Origin of the sequence: Sphingomonas sp. 1185, from assembly GCF_040544655.1 — a bacterium.
Classification (GTDB): domain Bacteria; phylum Pseudomonadota; class Alphaproteobacteria; order Sphingomonadales; family Sphingomonadaceae; genus Sphingomonas.
Genome location: NZ_JBEPKL010000036.1, coordinates 24,446 through 38,216 on the forward strand (window position 1 = coordinate 24,446; position 13,771 = coordinate 38,216).

At 68.0% G+C, this 13,771-nt stretch carries 12 protein-coding genes; 8 read left to right on the forward strand and 4 right to left on the reverse strand.

Annotated elements, in window-relative coordinates; translation table 11 throughout:
- Window positions 1–34 precede the first annotated feature (34 nt).
- Together addA and trxA are read left to right on the forward strand one after the other, a co-directional pair.
- Entirely contained in the window at window positions 35–3,490 is a 3,456-nt protein-coding gene (addA, locus tag ABIC44_RS17675) for a double-strand break repair helicase AddA (RefSeq protein WP_354296761.1), read from the forward strand.
- A 52-nt stretch (window positions 3,491–3,542) separates the two neighbouring features.
- Entirely contained in the window at window positions 3,543–3,863 is a 321-nt protein-coding gene (gene trxA / locus ABIC44_RS17680) for a thioredoxin (protein WP_007404159.1), read from the forward strand.
- Window positions 3,864–4,049: 186 nt separating this feature from the next.
- Here trxA and ABIC44_RS17685 read toward each other — a convergent pair whose 3' ends face one another.
- The gene (locus ABIC44_RS17685) at window positions 4,050–4,661 is read right to left on the reverse strand and encodes a glutathione S-transferase family protein (RefSeq protein ID WP_354296762.1); all 612 of its coding nucleotides are present in this window, start codon (window positions 4,659–4,661) and stop codon (window positions 4,050–4,052) included.
- Window positions 4,662–4,666: 5 nt separating this feature from the next.
- A complete protein-coding gene (gene argJ, locus ABIC44_RS17690; protein WP_354296763.1) occupies window positions 4,667–5,893 on the reverse strand; it encodes a bifunctional glutamate N-acetyltransferase/amino-acid acetyltransferase ArgJ in 1,227 nt (408 codons plus the stop codon).
- Window positions 5,894–6,037: 144 nt separating this feature from the next.
- Between argJ and ABIC44_RS17695 the strand changes: the two genes are divergently transcribed.
- From ABIC44_RS17695 to secA, 3 genes are all read left to right on the forward strand, one after another.
- Window positions 6,038–6,478 carry an energy transducer TonB gene (locus ABIC44_RS17695; protein WP_354296764.1) on the forward strand — a complete coding sequence of 147 codons (441 nt, stop codon included), beginning with the start codon at window positions 6,038–6,040 and terminating at the stop codon, window positions 6,476–6,478.
- 68 nt (window positions 6,479–6,546) lie between these two features.
- Window positions 6,547–6,807 carry a hypothetical protein gene (locus ABIC44_RS17700; protein ID WP_354296765.1) on the forward strand — a complete coding sequence of 87 codons (261 nt, stop codon included), beginning with the start codon at window positions 6,547–6,549 and terminating at the stop codon, window positions 6,805–6,807.
- Between the two features lie 109 nt (window positions 6,808–6,916).
- Window positions 6,917–9,661 (forward strand): preprotein translocase subunit SecA, encoded by a 2,745-nt coding sequence (secA, locus tag ABIC44_RS17705; RefSeq protein WP_354296766.1) that lies wholly within the window; start codon window positions 6,917–6,919, stop codon window positions 9,659–9,661.
- Between the two features lie 381 nt (window positions 9,662–10,042).
- Here secA and ABIC44_RS17710 read toward each other — a convergent pair whose 3' ends face one another.
- Complete coding sequence (locus ABIC44_RS17710; RefSeq protein ID WP_307099601.1) at window positions 10,043–10,624, reverse strand: CC0125/CC1285 family lipoprotein; 582 nt, start codon at window positions 10,622–10,624, stop codon at window positions 10,043–10,045.
- A 125-nt stretch (window positions 10,625–10,749) separates the two neighbouring features.
- Window positions 10,750–11,169: a secondary thiamine-phosphate synthase enzyme YjbQ gene (locus ABIC44_RS17715; protein ID WP_354296767.1), complete on the reverse strand. Its 420-nt coding sequence runs from the start codon at window positions 11,167–11,169 to the stop codon at window positions 10,750–10,752.
- A gap of 122 nt (window positions 11,170–11,291) precedes the next feature.
- On the opposite strand from ABIC44_RS17715, the gene ABIC44_RS17720 reads away from it, so the two are divergent.
- The 3 genes from ABIC44_RS17720 (at window position 11,292) to ABIC44_RS17730 (ending at window position 13,291) form a co-directional block, all read left to right on the forward strand.
- Entirely contained in the window at window positions 11,292–11,651 is a 360-nt protein-coding gene (locus ABIC44_RS17720; protein ID WP_387431621.1) for a glycine zipper 2TM domain-containing protein, read from the forward strand.
- Window positions 11,652–11,768: 117 nt separating this feature from the next.
- Entirely contained in the window at window positions 11,769–12,146 is a 378-nt protein-coding gene (locus tag ABIC44_RS17725; RefSeq protein WP_354296768.1) for a hypothetical protein, read from the forward strand.
- Window positions 12,143–13,291: a glutathionylspermidine synthase family protein gene (locus ABIC44_RS17730; RefSeq protein ID WP_354296769.1), complete on the forward strand. Its 1,149-nt coding sequence runs from the start codon at window positions 12,143–12,145 to the stop codon at window positions 13,289–13,291. The genes ABIC44_RS17725 and ABIC44_RS17730 overlap by 4 nt, the downstream gene beginning before the upstream one ends.
- Window positions 13,292–13,771 lie beyond the last annotated feature (480 nt).

Genomic DNA, 13,771 nt, shown 5'->3' on the forward strand with positions numbered 1-13,771 from the left:
TTTCTGCGCCCGCGAACCGGGAAGGCAAGTTCGCATGAGCGCCCGCCCCATGGCGAACCTGCCCCCGCTGAAGGGCGATCAGGCCGCCGCCAGCGACCCCGCCGCGCATGTCTGGCTGTCCGCATCGGCCGGCACCGGCAAGACCCAGGTGCTGGCCGCGCGCGTATTTCGTCTGTTGCTGCGCGGGGTCGCGCCTGAGGCGATCCTGTGCCTGACCTTCACCAAGGCGGGCGCGGCCGAGATGGCGCAGCGGATCAACGGTCGCCTTGCCGCCTGGGTGCGGATGCCCGAGACCGATCTGTTCGCCGATCTGAAGGCGCTGGGCGAGAAGGCGACCCCCGCCTTGCGCGAGCGGGCGCGGACGCTGTTCGCGCGCGTGCTCGACGCGCCGGGCGGCGGCCTGCGTATCCAGACCATCCACGGCTTTTGCCAGGGGCTGCTGGCGGCCTTTCCGGTCGAGGCGGGCCTCGCCCCCGGTTTCCGCCCGCTGGAGGCGCGCGAGGAGGCTGTGCTGGCGCGCGAGGCGCTGGCGCGGATGCTGGAGACCGCCGAGCGCGAAGGCCGGGCTGGCCCGGTCGAGACGGTCGGCGCGCTGTCGCTGCGGCTGGGCGAGGGCGGGGCGGAGGCGTTCCTGGCCGCCTGTGCGCGCGCGCCCGGTGCGCTGGAGGCGCTGCCCACCGGCATCCAGCCCTGGTTGCGCCGTGCGCTCGACCTGCCTTCGGGCGATATCGACGAAGCGATCGCGGACGGTGTCGAGGATATCGACGAGGATGCCGTCATCCGGCTGGCGGGGGCGAACCGCGCCTGGGGCACCGCGACCGGCGAGAAGGCGGCGGCGGCGATGGAACGCTGGCTGGGCAGCGACCGGGCGGGTCGCGTCGCCGGGCTCGAGGATATGATGGGCACGGTCTTCACCGCCAAGGGTGAGCCGCGCAAGGCCTCCAAGAAGCTGACCGATGCCGATCCCGATTATGAGGATATGGCACGCGAACTGGGCGAGGCGTGCCGTCACCTGCTGGGCCTCGCCGCCCGCGCGCGTCATTCCGACCTGCTCGCCGATGCGCTGACCGTGGGGCGCGACTATGCGCGGGCCTATACATTGTCGAAGCGGGCGATCGGGGCGGTCGATTTCGACGACCTGATCCGCACCACCGTCGATCTGCTCGAGCGGCCGGGCATCGGCGAATGGGTCCGCTACAAGCTCGACCAGGTGACCGAGCATGTCCTGATCGACGAGGCGCAGGACACCAATGCGCACCAGTGGCGGATCGTCCGCGCGCTGGCCGACGAGTTCTTCGTCGGGCGTGGCCTCTACGCGCCCTCGACGCGGACGCTATTCACCGTCGGCGACCATAAACAGGCGATCTTCGGTTTCCAGGGGACCGACCCGATCAACTTCCAGGCGGCCGAGCTGCATTTCTCGCGCCGTGCGGACGAGGTGGCGGGCGATGACGACTGGCCCGAGGACGAACGCGGTCTGCCGTTCAACCAGCTGTCGCTGACCCACAGCTTCCGCTCGACCACGCCGATCCTGGAGTTCGTCGATGCCGCGATCGAGGCGCTGGGCGAACCCGGCATGGGCATGGGGCATGCGGTGGAGCGCCACGCCAGCGAGGTGAAGGGTCCCGGTCGCATCACCCTGTGGCCGCCGGTCGCGGCGGGGGGCAGTGACGAGGACGAGGAAGGCTGGATCGACGATGCGGTGCGCAAGGTCGCCACCGACATCGCGCGCGCCGTGCGCGGCTGGCTGGACGATGGCGTGATGCTGGAGAGCAAGGGCCGCCGCCTGGAGCCGCAGGACATCATGATCCTGGTCAAGCGGCGCGGCGACCTCGCCTCGCTGATCGTCGCGCGCCTCTATGCCGAGGGGGTGCCGGTGGCGGGCGTCGACCGGCTGCGGCTGAACGCGCCGCTGGCGGTGCAGGACCTGCTGGCGGCGGTGCGCTTCGTGTTGCAGCCCGAGGACGATCTGTCGCTGGCCGCGCTGCTGGTGTCGCCGCTGATCGGCTGGTCGCAGGAGCGGCTGATGGCGGCGGGGCACCGGGCGCGCGGTGCGCTATGGGCGCATCTCACCCGGACGCTGCCCGCCGAGGACCTCGCGCCGCTTCGCCAGATGCTGGCGCGCGCAGACGTGTCGACGCCCTATCAGTTCCTCGAGGAGTTGCTGTCGGGGCCGCTCGATGGCCGCCGCAAGCTGATCCGCCGGTTGGGGACCGAGGCGCGCGACCCGATCGAGGAGTTGCTGGGCGCCGCGCTGACCTTCGAGAGTACGACGACGCCCTCGCTGCAACGGTTCCTCGACTGGTTCGACCGGGGCGATGTCGAGATCGTGCGCGACCCCTCCGCGCCGCTGGACGCGGTGCGGGTGATGACCGCGCATGGGTCCAAGGGGTTGCAGGCGCCGCTGGTCATCCTGGCCGACGCCACCGCCGATCCCACGGCGAGCCCACGCTCAATCCTGCGCTGGACGCCCGAGCCGGGCGCGCAGCCCATTCCCGTCTTTCCGCCGCGCGCCGAGGAACGCGGCGGGCCGCTCGACGCGGTGGCCGCCGAGATCGCCGCGCGCGAACTGGCCGAGCATTGGCGGCTCTTCTACGTCGCGGCGACGCGGGCGGAGGAGCAGCTGGTGGTGGCGGGCGCGCTGGGCAAGCGCGCGGCGGGCGTGCCGCCGATGCACAGCTGGTACGCGACCTGTGCCCGCGCCATGACCGCGCTGGGTGTGCCGGAGGTCGAGCCGGGCGACGGCCGGTCGCGCGTCTTCCTGGGGCGCAGGCCGCAGGAGCCGGTCGCGCCGCGCCCCGGTGTGGTCGTCGCGACCCGGCGCGAGGATGTCGCGCTGCCCGACTGGGTCCACCGGCCCGCGCCGCAGGAGTCGCGCCCGCCGCGCCCGCTCGCGCCGTCGCAGCTGGGCGAGGATATGGTGGCCGATCCGCCGCCCACCCCCGCGATGCGCGCGGCGGCGGAGCGGGGGCGGTTGATCCACTGTCTGCTCGAACGCCTGCCCCCGGTCGCGCCGGAGGCGCGGCGCGGCGCGGCGGAGCGCTGGCTCGCCCAGGCCGCCGGGGTCGAGGATGCGGGCCTGCGCGCCGATGTGACGCAGGCGGTGTTCGCGATCCTGGACGATCCGGCCTATGCGCCGCTGTTCGGGCCGGGATCGCTGGCGGAGGCACCGATCGCGGCGACGCTGGCCAATGGCCTGGTCGTGTCGGGACGCGTCGACCGGCTGCTGATCGACGGCGACGAGGTCCGGCTGATCGACTACAAGACCGGGCGGCGCGCGCCGGGGAGCATCGACGACGTGCCGGTGTTCCATCTGGCGCAGATGGCGGGCTATGCCGCCGCGCTGGAAGTAATCTTTCCCGGCAAGCGCGTGTCGGTGGCGCTGCTCTATACGGCGGGGCCCCGGCTCGTCCCGGTGCCCGACGCGCTGCTCGCCGCGCACAAGCCCGGCTATCGCGACCGGGAGCAAAGCTTGCCGCTCGGTGGTTGAGCCACCGAGGCCCGCGCCCTAGATGGGTGACAATTCAAGGAGTGTAGTGAACATGGCAACCAAGCAGATCACCGACGCCAGCTTCGAGGCGGACGTCCTGAACTCCGACAAGCCGGTGCTGGTCGATTTCTGGGCCGAATGGTGCGGACCGTGCAAGATGATCGGCCCGTCGCTGGAGGAACTGTCCGAGGAACTGGGCGAGCAGGTGACGATCGCCAAGCTGAACATCGACGACAATCCCGACGCCCCCGGCCGTTACGGCGTGCGCGGTATTCCGACGATGATCCTGTTCAAGGGCGGCGCGGCCGCCGCAACTAAGGTCGGCGCCGAGCCCAAGGGCCGGATCAAGGCCTGGCTCGAAGGCGCGCTGTAAGCAATCCATAGCGCCCACTGAACGGGCATGGGACGGTCTCTGCGAGGCCCCATGCCCTCCCCAAACCCCTCCCGCCTGCGGGAGGGGCTTTTTGTTCAGCGCTGCTCGAAAAGGCACGCCCCTCCCGCTTGCGGGAGGGGATGGGGGAGGGCATGGGGTCTCACCGAGACCACCGCCCGCCGCCGATCAACTCAGCGGGATCATCACCACATCGCGAAACGGCGCGCGGTCCTGCAACGCCGCATACCAGCGCTCCAGATTGGGTCGCGTAGGCCGCTCCACCGGCAGCTGGAACCACGTATTCGCATAGGCCGCGACGGGAATATCCCCGATGCCGAACGCAGCTCCCGACAGCCATTCCTGCCGCCCCAGCACATCGTCCAGGATCGCCGACAGCCCCGCTGCCCGCGCCACGCTCCGTTCGATCAGCGCCATGTCGCGCGCCTCGGGGGCGGTGCGCACCATCTGAAAGAAGATCGGCCGGATCGCATCCGCCCAGGTGAAGCCCCAGTCCATCCACCGCTCCACCGAGGCTCGCGCCTGCGGATCGATCGGATAGAAAGCCTCGCCGCCATGGTTGGCCGCGAGATAGCGCAGGATGCTGTTCGACTCCCACAGGACGAAGCCGTCATCCTCGATCGTCGGGATCAGAGCGTTGGGATTGAGCGCTCGGTACGCCTGATCCATCCCGAACGGGCCGCCGACATCGCGCCGGTCATAGGCCAGCGCCATTTCCTCGGCCAGCCAGACCACCTTCTTGACGTTGTGCGAGTTGATCCGGCCCCAGATGGTCAGCATGGGCGTCAGCTCCGATAATCGGCGTTGATCGAGATATAGCCGTGCGTCAGATCGCAGGTCCAGACCGTCGCCGCGCCGTCGCCCAGGCCCAGGTCGACGCCGACCGCGATCTCCTGACCCTTCAGATGTGCGGCGACCGGCGCCTCGTCATAACCCTCGACCGCCAGGCCCTCGCGCGCGACCAAAGTCTCGCCGAAGCGGATCGACAGCTTGTCGCGCTCGGCCGGTTCGCCCGCCTTGCCGACCGCCATGACGACGCGGCCCCAATTGGCGTCCTCGCCCGCGATCGCGGTCTTCACCAGCGGCGAGTTGGCGATCGACATCGCGATGCGGTGCGCCGAACGGTCGCTCTCGGCGCCTTCGACCCGGATCTCGATCAGCTTGCTCGCGCCCTCGCCGTCGCGCACGACCAGCAGCGCGAGCTGGTGGCACAGATCGGCCAGCGCCGCGCGGAAGGCGTCCGCGCCGTCGCTGTCGTCATCGGACAGCGGCGCATTGCCCGCCTTGCCCGTGGCGAAGGCCAGCACCGTGTCGCTGGTCGAGGTGTCGCCATCGACCGTAATGCACGAAAAGCTGCGGCCATTGGCGGCGCTCAGCGCGCGTTGCAGGAATTCGGGTTCGACCGCGGCGTCGGTGAAGATGAAGCCGAGCATCGTCGCCATGTCGGGCGCGATCATGCCCGATCCCTTGATGATCCCCGCCAGGGTCACCGTGCGGCCATCGACCATGGCGGTGGTCGTCGCGCCCTTGGCGAAGGTGTCGGTGGTCATGATCGTGGCGGCGGCGTCCTCCCACCCGCAGGGCGCGGCGGTGAAGGCGGCGTCCAGGCCCGCCTCGGCCTTGTCGATAGGCAGCGGCACGCCGATCACGCCGGTCGAGGCGACGAACACGTCCGAGGGCTGGCACTCCATCGCGGCGGCGGTGCGCGCGGCGATCGCCTCGACGGCGGCACGGCCCCGATGGCCGGTAAAGGCGTTGGAATTGCCCGCATTGACGACCAGCGCGCGGGCCTGGCCCAGCACCAGCGCCTTGCGGCACCATTCGACTTCCGGGCTGGGGCATTTGCTGGTGGTCAGCACGCCCGCCACGCTGGTCCCCTCGGGCAGCGTCACGAAGGTCAGGTCGCAACGGTCCCAATTCTTGTACCGCGCGCGGGCGACGCGCAGTGTCACGCCGTCGATCGCGGGCAGGGCGGGGAAGGGCTGGGCGAGGGGCGAGGTGGCGGTGCTCATGGGGGCCAGCTACATAACCGAGCGGGGGGCAGGGGCAAGCGCTTCCATCGGCTTGACCCGGATCGGGGCGGCGGCTTTGATGGCGATCGTCGGGATCGGGGGACGGGCGATATGTGGGGGGCAGGGCGCGGGCTGCGAAATGGCGTGCTGGCGCTGGTCGGCGTGCTTGCCATATTGTTGTTCGTCCTGACGTCGTTCTCGATCGAATGGGCTTATGAACGCAGCCGGCAAGGCGGTCTGGGGAGCTTGCCCCGCGATCTTCCGGTTCCGGCCGTCCCGCCGCGCATCCTGGGCAATCCGGCCGCCGCTTTCGGACCCGATTCCTATCCGGATGAGGCGATGCGTCAGGGGTGGGAGGGGCGTTCGAGCCTTGCGGTCCTGGTCGATCCGGACGGGCGCCCGACCCGATGCGAGGTCCTGGAAAGCAGCGGTCATGCGGTGCTTGATGAAGCGACCTGCGCCATGGTCGTGGGCCATGTCCGGTTTCAACCCGCCCGCGATGACAAGGGGCAGGCGGTGCGCGGCATCTATCGCGGTTTCAATGTCCGCTGGGAGCTGCCGCGCCTGCCGACGGAGGTACGATGAATGTCGAGGCGTGCCGGACCATGCAACGGATGGACGCGCCGCGCGTATCTGCCTAAGACAAGCCTCGCATGAACCTGCTTCTGCTCCTTTCCGCCCTTTTGTCCGCGCTGACCGGCGTGGGCGCGAGTGCGCGTGGGCAGGAGGCGCGGGGCGTCGTGGCCGAGTGCAGCATCGTGGCGGCCGCCAAGCAGGCCGCCGTCGCGCGCGCCGCGACCCGGCCGGTGCAGGCGTTGGCCACGCTGGTCGCCAGTGCTCAGCCGCTTGCGCTGTTCCGGGCGACCGCGCCGCGGCCGGTCGCCGCGATCTTCATGGGCCGTCGGCGCGAATAGCCCCGGCGTCGGCCCCGGCCGACCCCCTTCCTTGCCATTGCAGTCGCGCGCGCCCGGCCTTTCGGCGGCGGCGCGCCTATCTCACGATATTTCAGTCAGGAAATCGCTTATGTTCGGCGGCCTCGCCAAGTCCCTGTTCGGTTCGTCCAACGACCGCTACGTCAAGTCGCTCAAGCCGACCCTCGCCAAGATCGCGGCGTTCGAGCCCGAAATGGAGGCGATGTCCGACGCGCAGCTCGCCGCGCAGACGGTGAAGTTCCGCGAGCAGCTCGATCAGGGCGCGACGCTCGACAGCCTGCTGCCCGAGGCGTTCGCGACCGTGCGCGAGGCGGCGAAGCGCGTGCTGGGCCAGCGTCACTATGACGTGCAGATGATCGGCGGCATCGTCCTGCATCGCGGCGAGATCGCCGAGATGCGCACCGGCGAGGGCAAGACGCTGGTCGCCACGCTCGCCACCTATCTGAACGCGCTACCCGGCAAGGGCGTGCACGTCGTCACCGTCAACGATTACCTCGCCAGCCGCGACGCCGCGACGATGGGCCGGATCTACAATTTCCTCGGCCTGACCACCGGGACCATCATCCCGAACCTCGACGACGGCCAGCGCCGCGCGGCCTATGACGCCGACATCACCTATGGCACGAACAACGAGTTCGGCTTCGACTATCTGCGCGACAATATGAAGTATGAGCGCTCCTCGATGGTGCAGCGCCCCTTCAACTACGCGATCGTCGACGAGGTCGACTCGATTCTGATCGACGAGGCGCGCACCCCGCTGATCATCTCGGGCCCGACCGACGACAAGTCCGAGCTGTATATCGGCGTCGACGCGATCGTGAAGCAGCTGACGGCCGACGATTACGAGAAGGACGAGAAGCAGAAGTCGATCATCCTGACCGAGGACGGCACCGAGCGCGCCGAGCGCCTGCTGGAGGCGGCCGGGTTGCTCCAGGGCGAGAATCTCTACGATTTCGAGAATACCCAGGTCGTCCACCATCTGAACCAGGCGCTGCGTGCGAACATGATGTTCAAGCGCGACACCGATTACATCGTGAAGGACGGCAAGGTCGTCATCATCGACGAGTTCACCGGCCGCATGATGGACGGGCGCCGCTGGTCGGAGGGGCTCCACCAGGCGGTCGAGGCGAAGGAGGGCGTCAATATCGAGCCCGAGAACCAGACCATGGCCTCGATCACCTTCCAGAATTATTTCCGCATGTACCCGAAGATTTCGGGCATGACCGGCACCGCCGCGACCGAAGCGGGCGAATTCTACGACATCTACAAGATCAACGTCGTCACCATCCCGACGAACCTGCCGATCGCGCGCGTCGACGAGGAGGACGAGTTCTACAAGAACACCCAGGACAAGTTCCTGGCGATCGCCAAGAAGATCCGCGACCACGCCGCCAAGGGCCAGCCGGTGTTGGTCGGCACCGTCTCGATCGAGAAGTCGGAACTGCTGAGCGAGTTCCTGACCCAGGAAGGCGTGGCGCACAAGGTTCTGAACGCGCGCTATCACGAGATGGAGGCGCATATCGTGGCGCAGGCGGGCCGGTTGAGCGCGGTGACGATCGCGACCAACATGGCGGGTCGCGGCACCGACATTCAGCTGGGCGGCAACCTCGAATTCCGTATGCTCGACGAGCATCCCGAGCTGGTCGAGGGCACGCCGGACTATGACGCCGCCGCGACCCGCATCCGCTCCGAGATCGCCGAGGAGAAGCAGAAGGTGCTGGAGGCGGGCGGCCTGTTCGTGCTCGGCACCGAGCGGCATGAGAGCCGCCGCATCGACAACCAGCTGCGCGGCCGTTCGGGTCGCCAGGGCGATCCGGGCCTGTCGCGCTTCTATCTCAGCCTGGACGACGATCTGCTGCGCATCTTCGGCCCCGACACGCTGTTCGCCAAGATGATGCGCAGCAATATCGAGGATGGCGAGGCGATCGGCAGCAAGTGGCTGTCCAAGGCGATCGAGACCGCGCAGAAGAAGGTCGAGGCGCGCAACTACGACATCCGCAAGCAGGTCGTCGAATATGACGACGTGATGAACGACCAGCGCAAGGTCATCTATGAGCAGCGCGCCGACATCATGGATGCCGAGACGGTGGGCGAGGTCGTCGCCGACATGCGCGCCGAGACGGTGAACGCGATCGTCGGCACCGCCTGCCCGCCCAACAGCTATCCCGAGCAGTGGGACGTCGCGGGCATGAAGCAGCAGCTCAAGGACCTGCTCAACATGGAGCCGCCGATCGACGCCTGGCTGGCCGAGGAAGCGATCGACCCCGAGATCGTGCTGGAGCGCGTGACCGCCGAGGCGGACGCGATGGTCGAGGCCAAGGCCAAGGAGCTGGAGCCCGAGACCTGGACCAGCGTCGAGAAGTCGATCCTGCTCCAGAATCTCGACCATCACTGGAAGGAGCATCTGGCGACGCTCGACGCGCTGCGCCAGGTCGTCCACCTGCGCGCCTATGCGCAGAAGACGCCGATCAACGAATATAAGCACGAAGCGTTTTCGCTGTTCCAGCGGATGCTCGACAATATCCGCGAGGATGTGACGCGCACCATCGCCTATGCCCAGTTCCAGATCCAGGCGCCGCCCGAACTCCCCGAGCTGCCCGACTTCTTCACCTCGCACTTCGATCCGTTCACCGGCGAGGACAATAGCAACGACTGGGACGCCGCCGCGCGCGGCCTGCTCCAGCCGCAAATGCCGCCGATGCAGATCCCTCAGCCCGAGGGCATGGACCTGGGCACCGACCCGGCCCAGTGGGAAGGCCGCGTGAACCGCAACGCGCCGTGCCCCTGCGGCTCGGGCCTGAAGTACAAGCATTGCCACGGCGCGGTGACGGTCTGATCCGTCCTCCCGCCGAATGAAAAGAGGGGCGGCGGGCTTCGGTCCGCCGCCTTTTTCATGTCCAGTCGCCCCAGCGCCGATCGACATGCAACGATGCCTTATCCCTCCCTCGCCCCTCGCAGAGGGGAGAGGGTTGCGCAGACTTGGCCTTTGCGAGAGCAAAGGCTTAGTCGGAGCTGGGTGAGGGGTGGGCGCTCGCTTGGCGAGCGCGCGAGCCTTTGGGCTCGCTCGACCCCTCACCCAAGCTGCGCTAGCCAGCAGCCTGGGACCTGCTTCGATCGAAACCCCCATTCGCCGGGCTGGCGGGCGGGAGTCCCCGAGGCACAAAAAAGGGCGGCCGCCCAGCAGGCAGCCGCCCCATTCGGTCGCGATCAGCCCGTTTTACTTGGGCATCACCACCGTCGGCCCGATCGTGTTGACGATCGCGCGCGCATCGAAGGCGCGCAGATTGTCGCGCGGGATCGGCCCCTTGCGCATCACGACCTCGGCGGTCGCTTCGTAGCGGTCGATGGTGTTGATATCCATGTTGTTGCCGAAGAAGGGATCGCCCCAGAACGGGTCCCAGCTGCGCCAACCGAAGCCGCGGCCATAATAGCGCCACGACGGACCCCACCATCCGCCGCCCCAGCCGCCAAAGCCCGGCCCGAACGCGCCGGGGGTCGAATAGGTGCGCGACCGCAGCTGCGTGTCGCGGTCGGCCATCACGAAATAGTCATAGCCATTGGCCAGCGTCAGCTCGGCCGCGCGGAACAGCAGATAACGCTCGACCGTGTCGCGCGACGTCACCGTGTTGCCGGCGAAGCTGACGATAAAGCGGCCGGGTTCCAGCTGCTGATCGGAATAGCCGGTGCGGTAGAAGCCCGTTCCCGTCGCCGGGCGGTAGGTGGTTTCGGTCGCGCATCCCGCGACCATCAGGGTGCTGGCGCCGACCAGCGCGAGCGCGATCTTCCGACCGAATTGCATGGACACTTCTTCCTTTCCTTGCCGCACGGCCGGGCCGGACGGCAACAGCCCTGTAGCTGGAATCGGTTTACCCTATCCCGGCAGAACGGTCGATGAACGGTTTGGCTCCCGCGATGAATTGTGCGTCACAGACCGGCCATATGGATGGAGATCTGCCGACGATGGGGTGCTCGGCGGTGTTCGAACAGATAAATGCCCTGCCACGTCCCCAGCGCCAGCCGCCCGCCGATCAGCGGCACCGACAGATGCACCCCGGTCAGGATGGCGCGCAGGTGCGCGGGCATGTCGTCGGGCCCCTCGTCGTCATGGGCATAGGCATGCCGGTCCTCGGGCGCGATGCGCGCGAAATAGGCGAGGATGTCGGTCCGGACCTCCGGCGCGGCATTCTCCTGGATGATGAGCGAGGCCGAGGTGTGGCGGCAGAACAGGGTCAGCAGCCCTTCGTCCATGGGCTGCTCGCGAACCCAGGCGGTGACGCTGCGCGTGATGTCGGTCAGGCCCTGACCATGGGTGTCGACGGTCAATATCGTGGTGGCTTGGCGCATCCATCCTCAATGCCCCAGCGTGCGGATCGATGCCAGCCTCCGCCCGGGGCGGGCCGAATTGAACGGGTGACGTTGATGTGCGTTGTGCGGGCTCGAGGATAAGGAGACCTGCCGTGAAAGCCATGCTCGCCGCTCTGGCCGTCGTTACCGTTGCCGCCCCCATCGCCGCCACGCCCGCCGTCGCGCAGGAGCGCGATTATCGCTGGCATGGCGACCGCGACGACTGGGATGCGTCGCGCGACTATCGTCGCGGCAATCACCGCGAACGTCGCCTGACCCGCGACGACCAGATCTTCCGGGGGCGCGATGGCCGCACCTATTGCAAGCGCAATGACGGCACCACCGGGCTGGTCATAGGCGCGGTCGGCGGCGGCGTGCTGGGCAATGTCATCGGCGGCGGCACGTTGGGCACGCTGCTCGGCGCGGGCGGCGGCGCGCTGCTCGGGCGGTCGATCGATCGCGGCAAGGTCCGTTGCCGCTGATCGATGGGAGGGCGGCGGCCATGACGGTCGCCGCCACCGCATTCTCGCCGATGCGCTCGCGGTAGCGCTAGCCAAGACCGGCCCTGCTGGCCCATGATGGCAGTAGGGAGGGAATTCATGGCTTTTGATCTGAGATGTACGACGGCGCTCGCGGCGGTTCTGTTGGCCAGCGGGTGCAATCGGTCCAAGGCGGACGACAATTGGACCGCCGATAACGACACCGCCATCTGCACCGATGCGCAGGGTACGCGCCTCCCCGACGATCGATGCCGCCAGCACCGCGTGGGCAGCGGGGGCGGGGCCTTCTGGTATTTTCTGGGCCGCGGCCGCTCCATTCCCTATTATGGCGAGCGCGCGACGGGCGGCAGCTTCCGCGCCGCGCCCGGCGGCCGCTATGTGACGGCCCCGGCGGGCAGCGCGATGACCCGCGCGGCGGCGGTCAGCCGGGGCGGGTTCGGATCCTCGGCCAGCCATTTCGGCAGCATCCACGCATGATCCGCCAGAGCCTGACGCCGCGCCACGACTGGCAGGCCAAGGTCGAGGCGCTCGGCCTGATCTGGCATGAGGGCAGGGAGCGCCCCTATTGGGACGAGAGCGCCTGTTACCGCTTCACTCGCGCGCAGATCGACCGGATCGAGGCGGCGACGACCGAACTCTATCGGCTGTTCCTGGCGGCGGGCGACGCGGTGGTCAGCGAGCCTGCCTTGCTCTCGCGCTTCGGCATTCCGCCGGTGTTCCACGATCCGATCCGCGAAGCCTGGGACGCCGAGCCGCCGGGGCTGAACTTCGGCCGGTTCGACCTGGGCTTCGACGGGCAGGACGCCCCCAAATTGTTCGAGTTCAACTGCGACACGCCGACCTCGCTGCTGGAGGCGGCGGTGGTGCAATGGGCGTGGAAGGAGGAATGCTTCCCCCGGCTGGACCAGTTCAACAGCCTGCACGAAGCGCTGGTCGCGCGCTGGGCGGAGATCGCCCCCGATCTGCCCGCCACCCTGCACGTCGCGCATGTCGCCGATCTGGCGGGCGAGGACGCGATCACGGCGGCCTATCTGCGCGATACCGCCGAGGCGGCGGGAATTACGACCGTGCCGATCCTGATGGAGCGGATCGGTTGGCACCATGACGACCATTGTTTCGTCGACGAAGGGGACATGCGGATCGAGGCGCTGTTCAAGCTCTATCCGTGGGAATGGCTGGTCCATGAGGATTTCGCGCCGCATCTGCTCGACAATCTGGCGCGCGGCGACATGCTATGGATCGAACCGATCTGGAAGATGATCTGGTCGAACAAGGCGATCCTGCCGGTCCTGTGGGACCTGTTTCCGGGCCATCCCAACCTGCTGGCCGCCAGCTTCGCGATCCCCGACGGCGATGCGGTGGCCAAGCCGCTCCTGTCGCGCGAAGGCGCCAATGTCTCGATCCGCCGCGCGGGCGACATCATCGCCGAGACGAAGGGCGAATATGGCGAGGAGGGCTATGTGTACCAGTCGCTCTATCGCCTGCCGGAGACGGTGCCGGGATGTTTTCCGGTCCTGGGCAGCTGGGTGGTCGACGGCGCGGCGGTCGGGATGGGCATCCGCGAGGACGGGCTGATCACCTCGAACACGGCGAGGTTCGTTCCGCACGTGATCGACGGCTGATCCGTCATGCTGGCGCTGTCTGGGGAAAGACAGCGCCGGTGGCTCCGCTAGTAGGAGACATTTCGAACTTTTTCCGGTTTCCAACGGTCGAGTCGAGGCAGTTGGTCGCGCGATATCGCGCCGCATTTTTGAATGCAGCGTCCTGACAGAGTAAATCCGGCATCGAATCGGCGCGTCGCATCCTATGCAATGCGCCATTTCGGCTGAAATACCGGTTGAAATGACACATGGAGCCTTGGTCAGTCCGGCGCAGCGGCTTCAAACGCGCATTTATCCGCGCAAATCCAGCAGTTCAGGTCTACGAAGGCCCTGTAGCGCGATCCGGCTTGAGCAGCCGCCTGACAGAGAGAACGGCAGTTCAGGACACCCAAGAGTGAGTAGCCCCTAGGCCGGATCGACATTCATCGTAGCCAGATCATGGCGGCGGCGAGGTGGACGAAGCCGGTGAAGTGGATGATGCGGCGGTCGTAGCGAGTAGCG

Coding starts and splice junctions, on each gene's coding strand:
- ABIC44_RS17725 (WP_354296768.1), top strand. CDS start 11,769: ATGGCTTTTGATCTGAGATGTACGACGGCGCTCGCGGCGGTTCTGTTG.
- ABIC44_RS17715 (WP_354296767.1), bottom strand. CDS start 11,169: ATGCGCCAAGCCACCACGATATTGACCGTCGACACCCATGGTCAGGGC.
- secA (WP_354296766.1), top strand. CDS start 6,917: ATGTTCGGCGGCCTCGCCAAGTCCCTGTTCGGTTCGTCCAACGACCGC.
- argJ (WP_354296763.1), bottom strand. CDS start 5,893: ATGAGCACCGCCACCTCGCCCCTCGCCCAGCCCTTCCCCGCCCTGCCC.
- addA (WP_354296761.1), top strand. CDS start 35: ATGAGCGCCCGCCCCATGGCGAACCTGCCCCCGCTGAAGGGCGATCAG.
- ABIC44_RS17720 (WP_387431621.1), top strand. CDS start 11,292: ATGCTCGCCGCTCTGGCCGTCGTTACCGTTGCCGCCCCCATCGCCGCC.
- ABIC44_RS17710 (WP_307099601.1), bottom strand. CDS start 10,624: ATGCAATTCGGTCGGAAGATCGCGCTCGCGCTGGTCGGCGCCAGCACC.
- ABIC44_RS17685 (WP_354296762.1), bottom strand. CDS start 4,661: ATGCTGACCATCTGGGGCCGGATCAACTCGCACAACGTCAAGAAGGTG.
- ABIC44_RS17700 (WP_354296765.1), top strand. CDS start 6,547: ATGAACCTGCTTCTGCTCCTTTCCGCCCTTTTGTCCGCGCTGACCGGC.
- trxA (WP_007404159.1), top strand. CDS start 3,543: ATGGCAACCAAGCAGATCACCGACGCCAGCTTCGAGGCGGACGTCCTG.
- ABIC44_RS17730 (WP_354296769.1), top strand. CDS start 12,143: ATGATCCGCCAGAGCCTGACGCCGCGCCACGACTGGCAGGCCAAGGTC.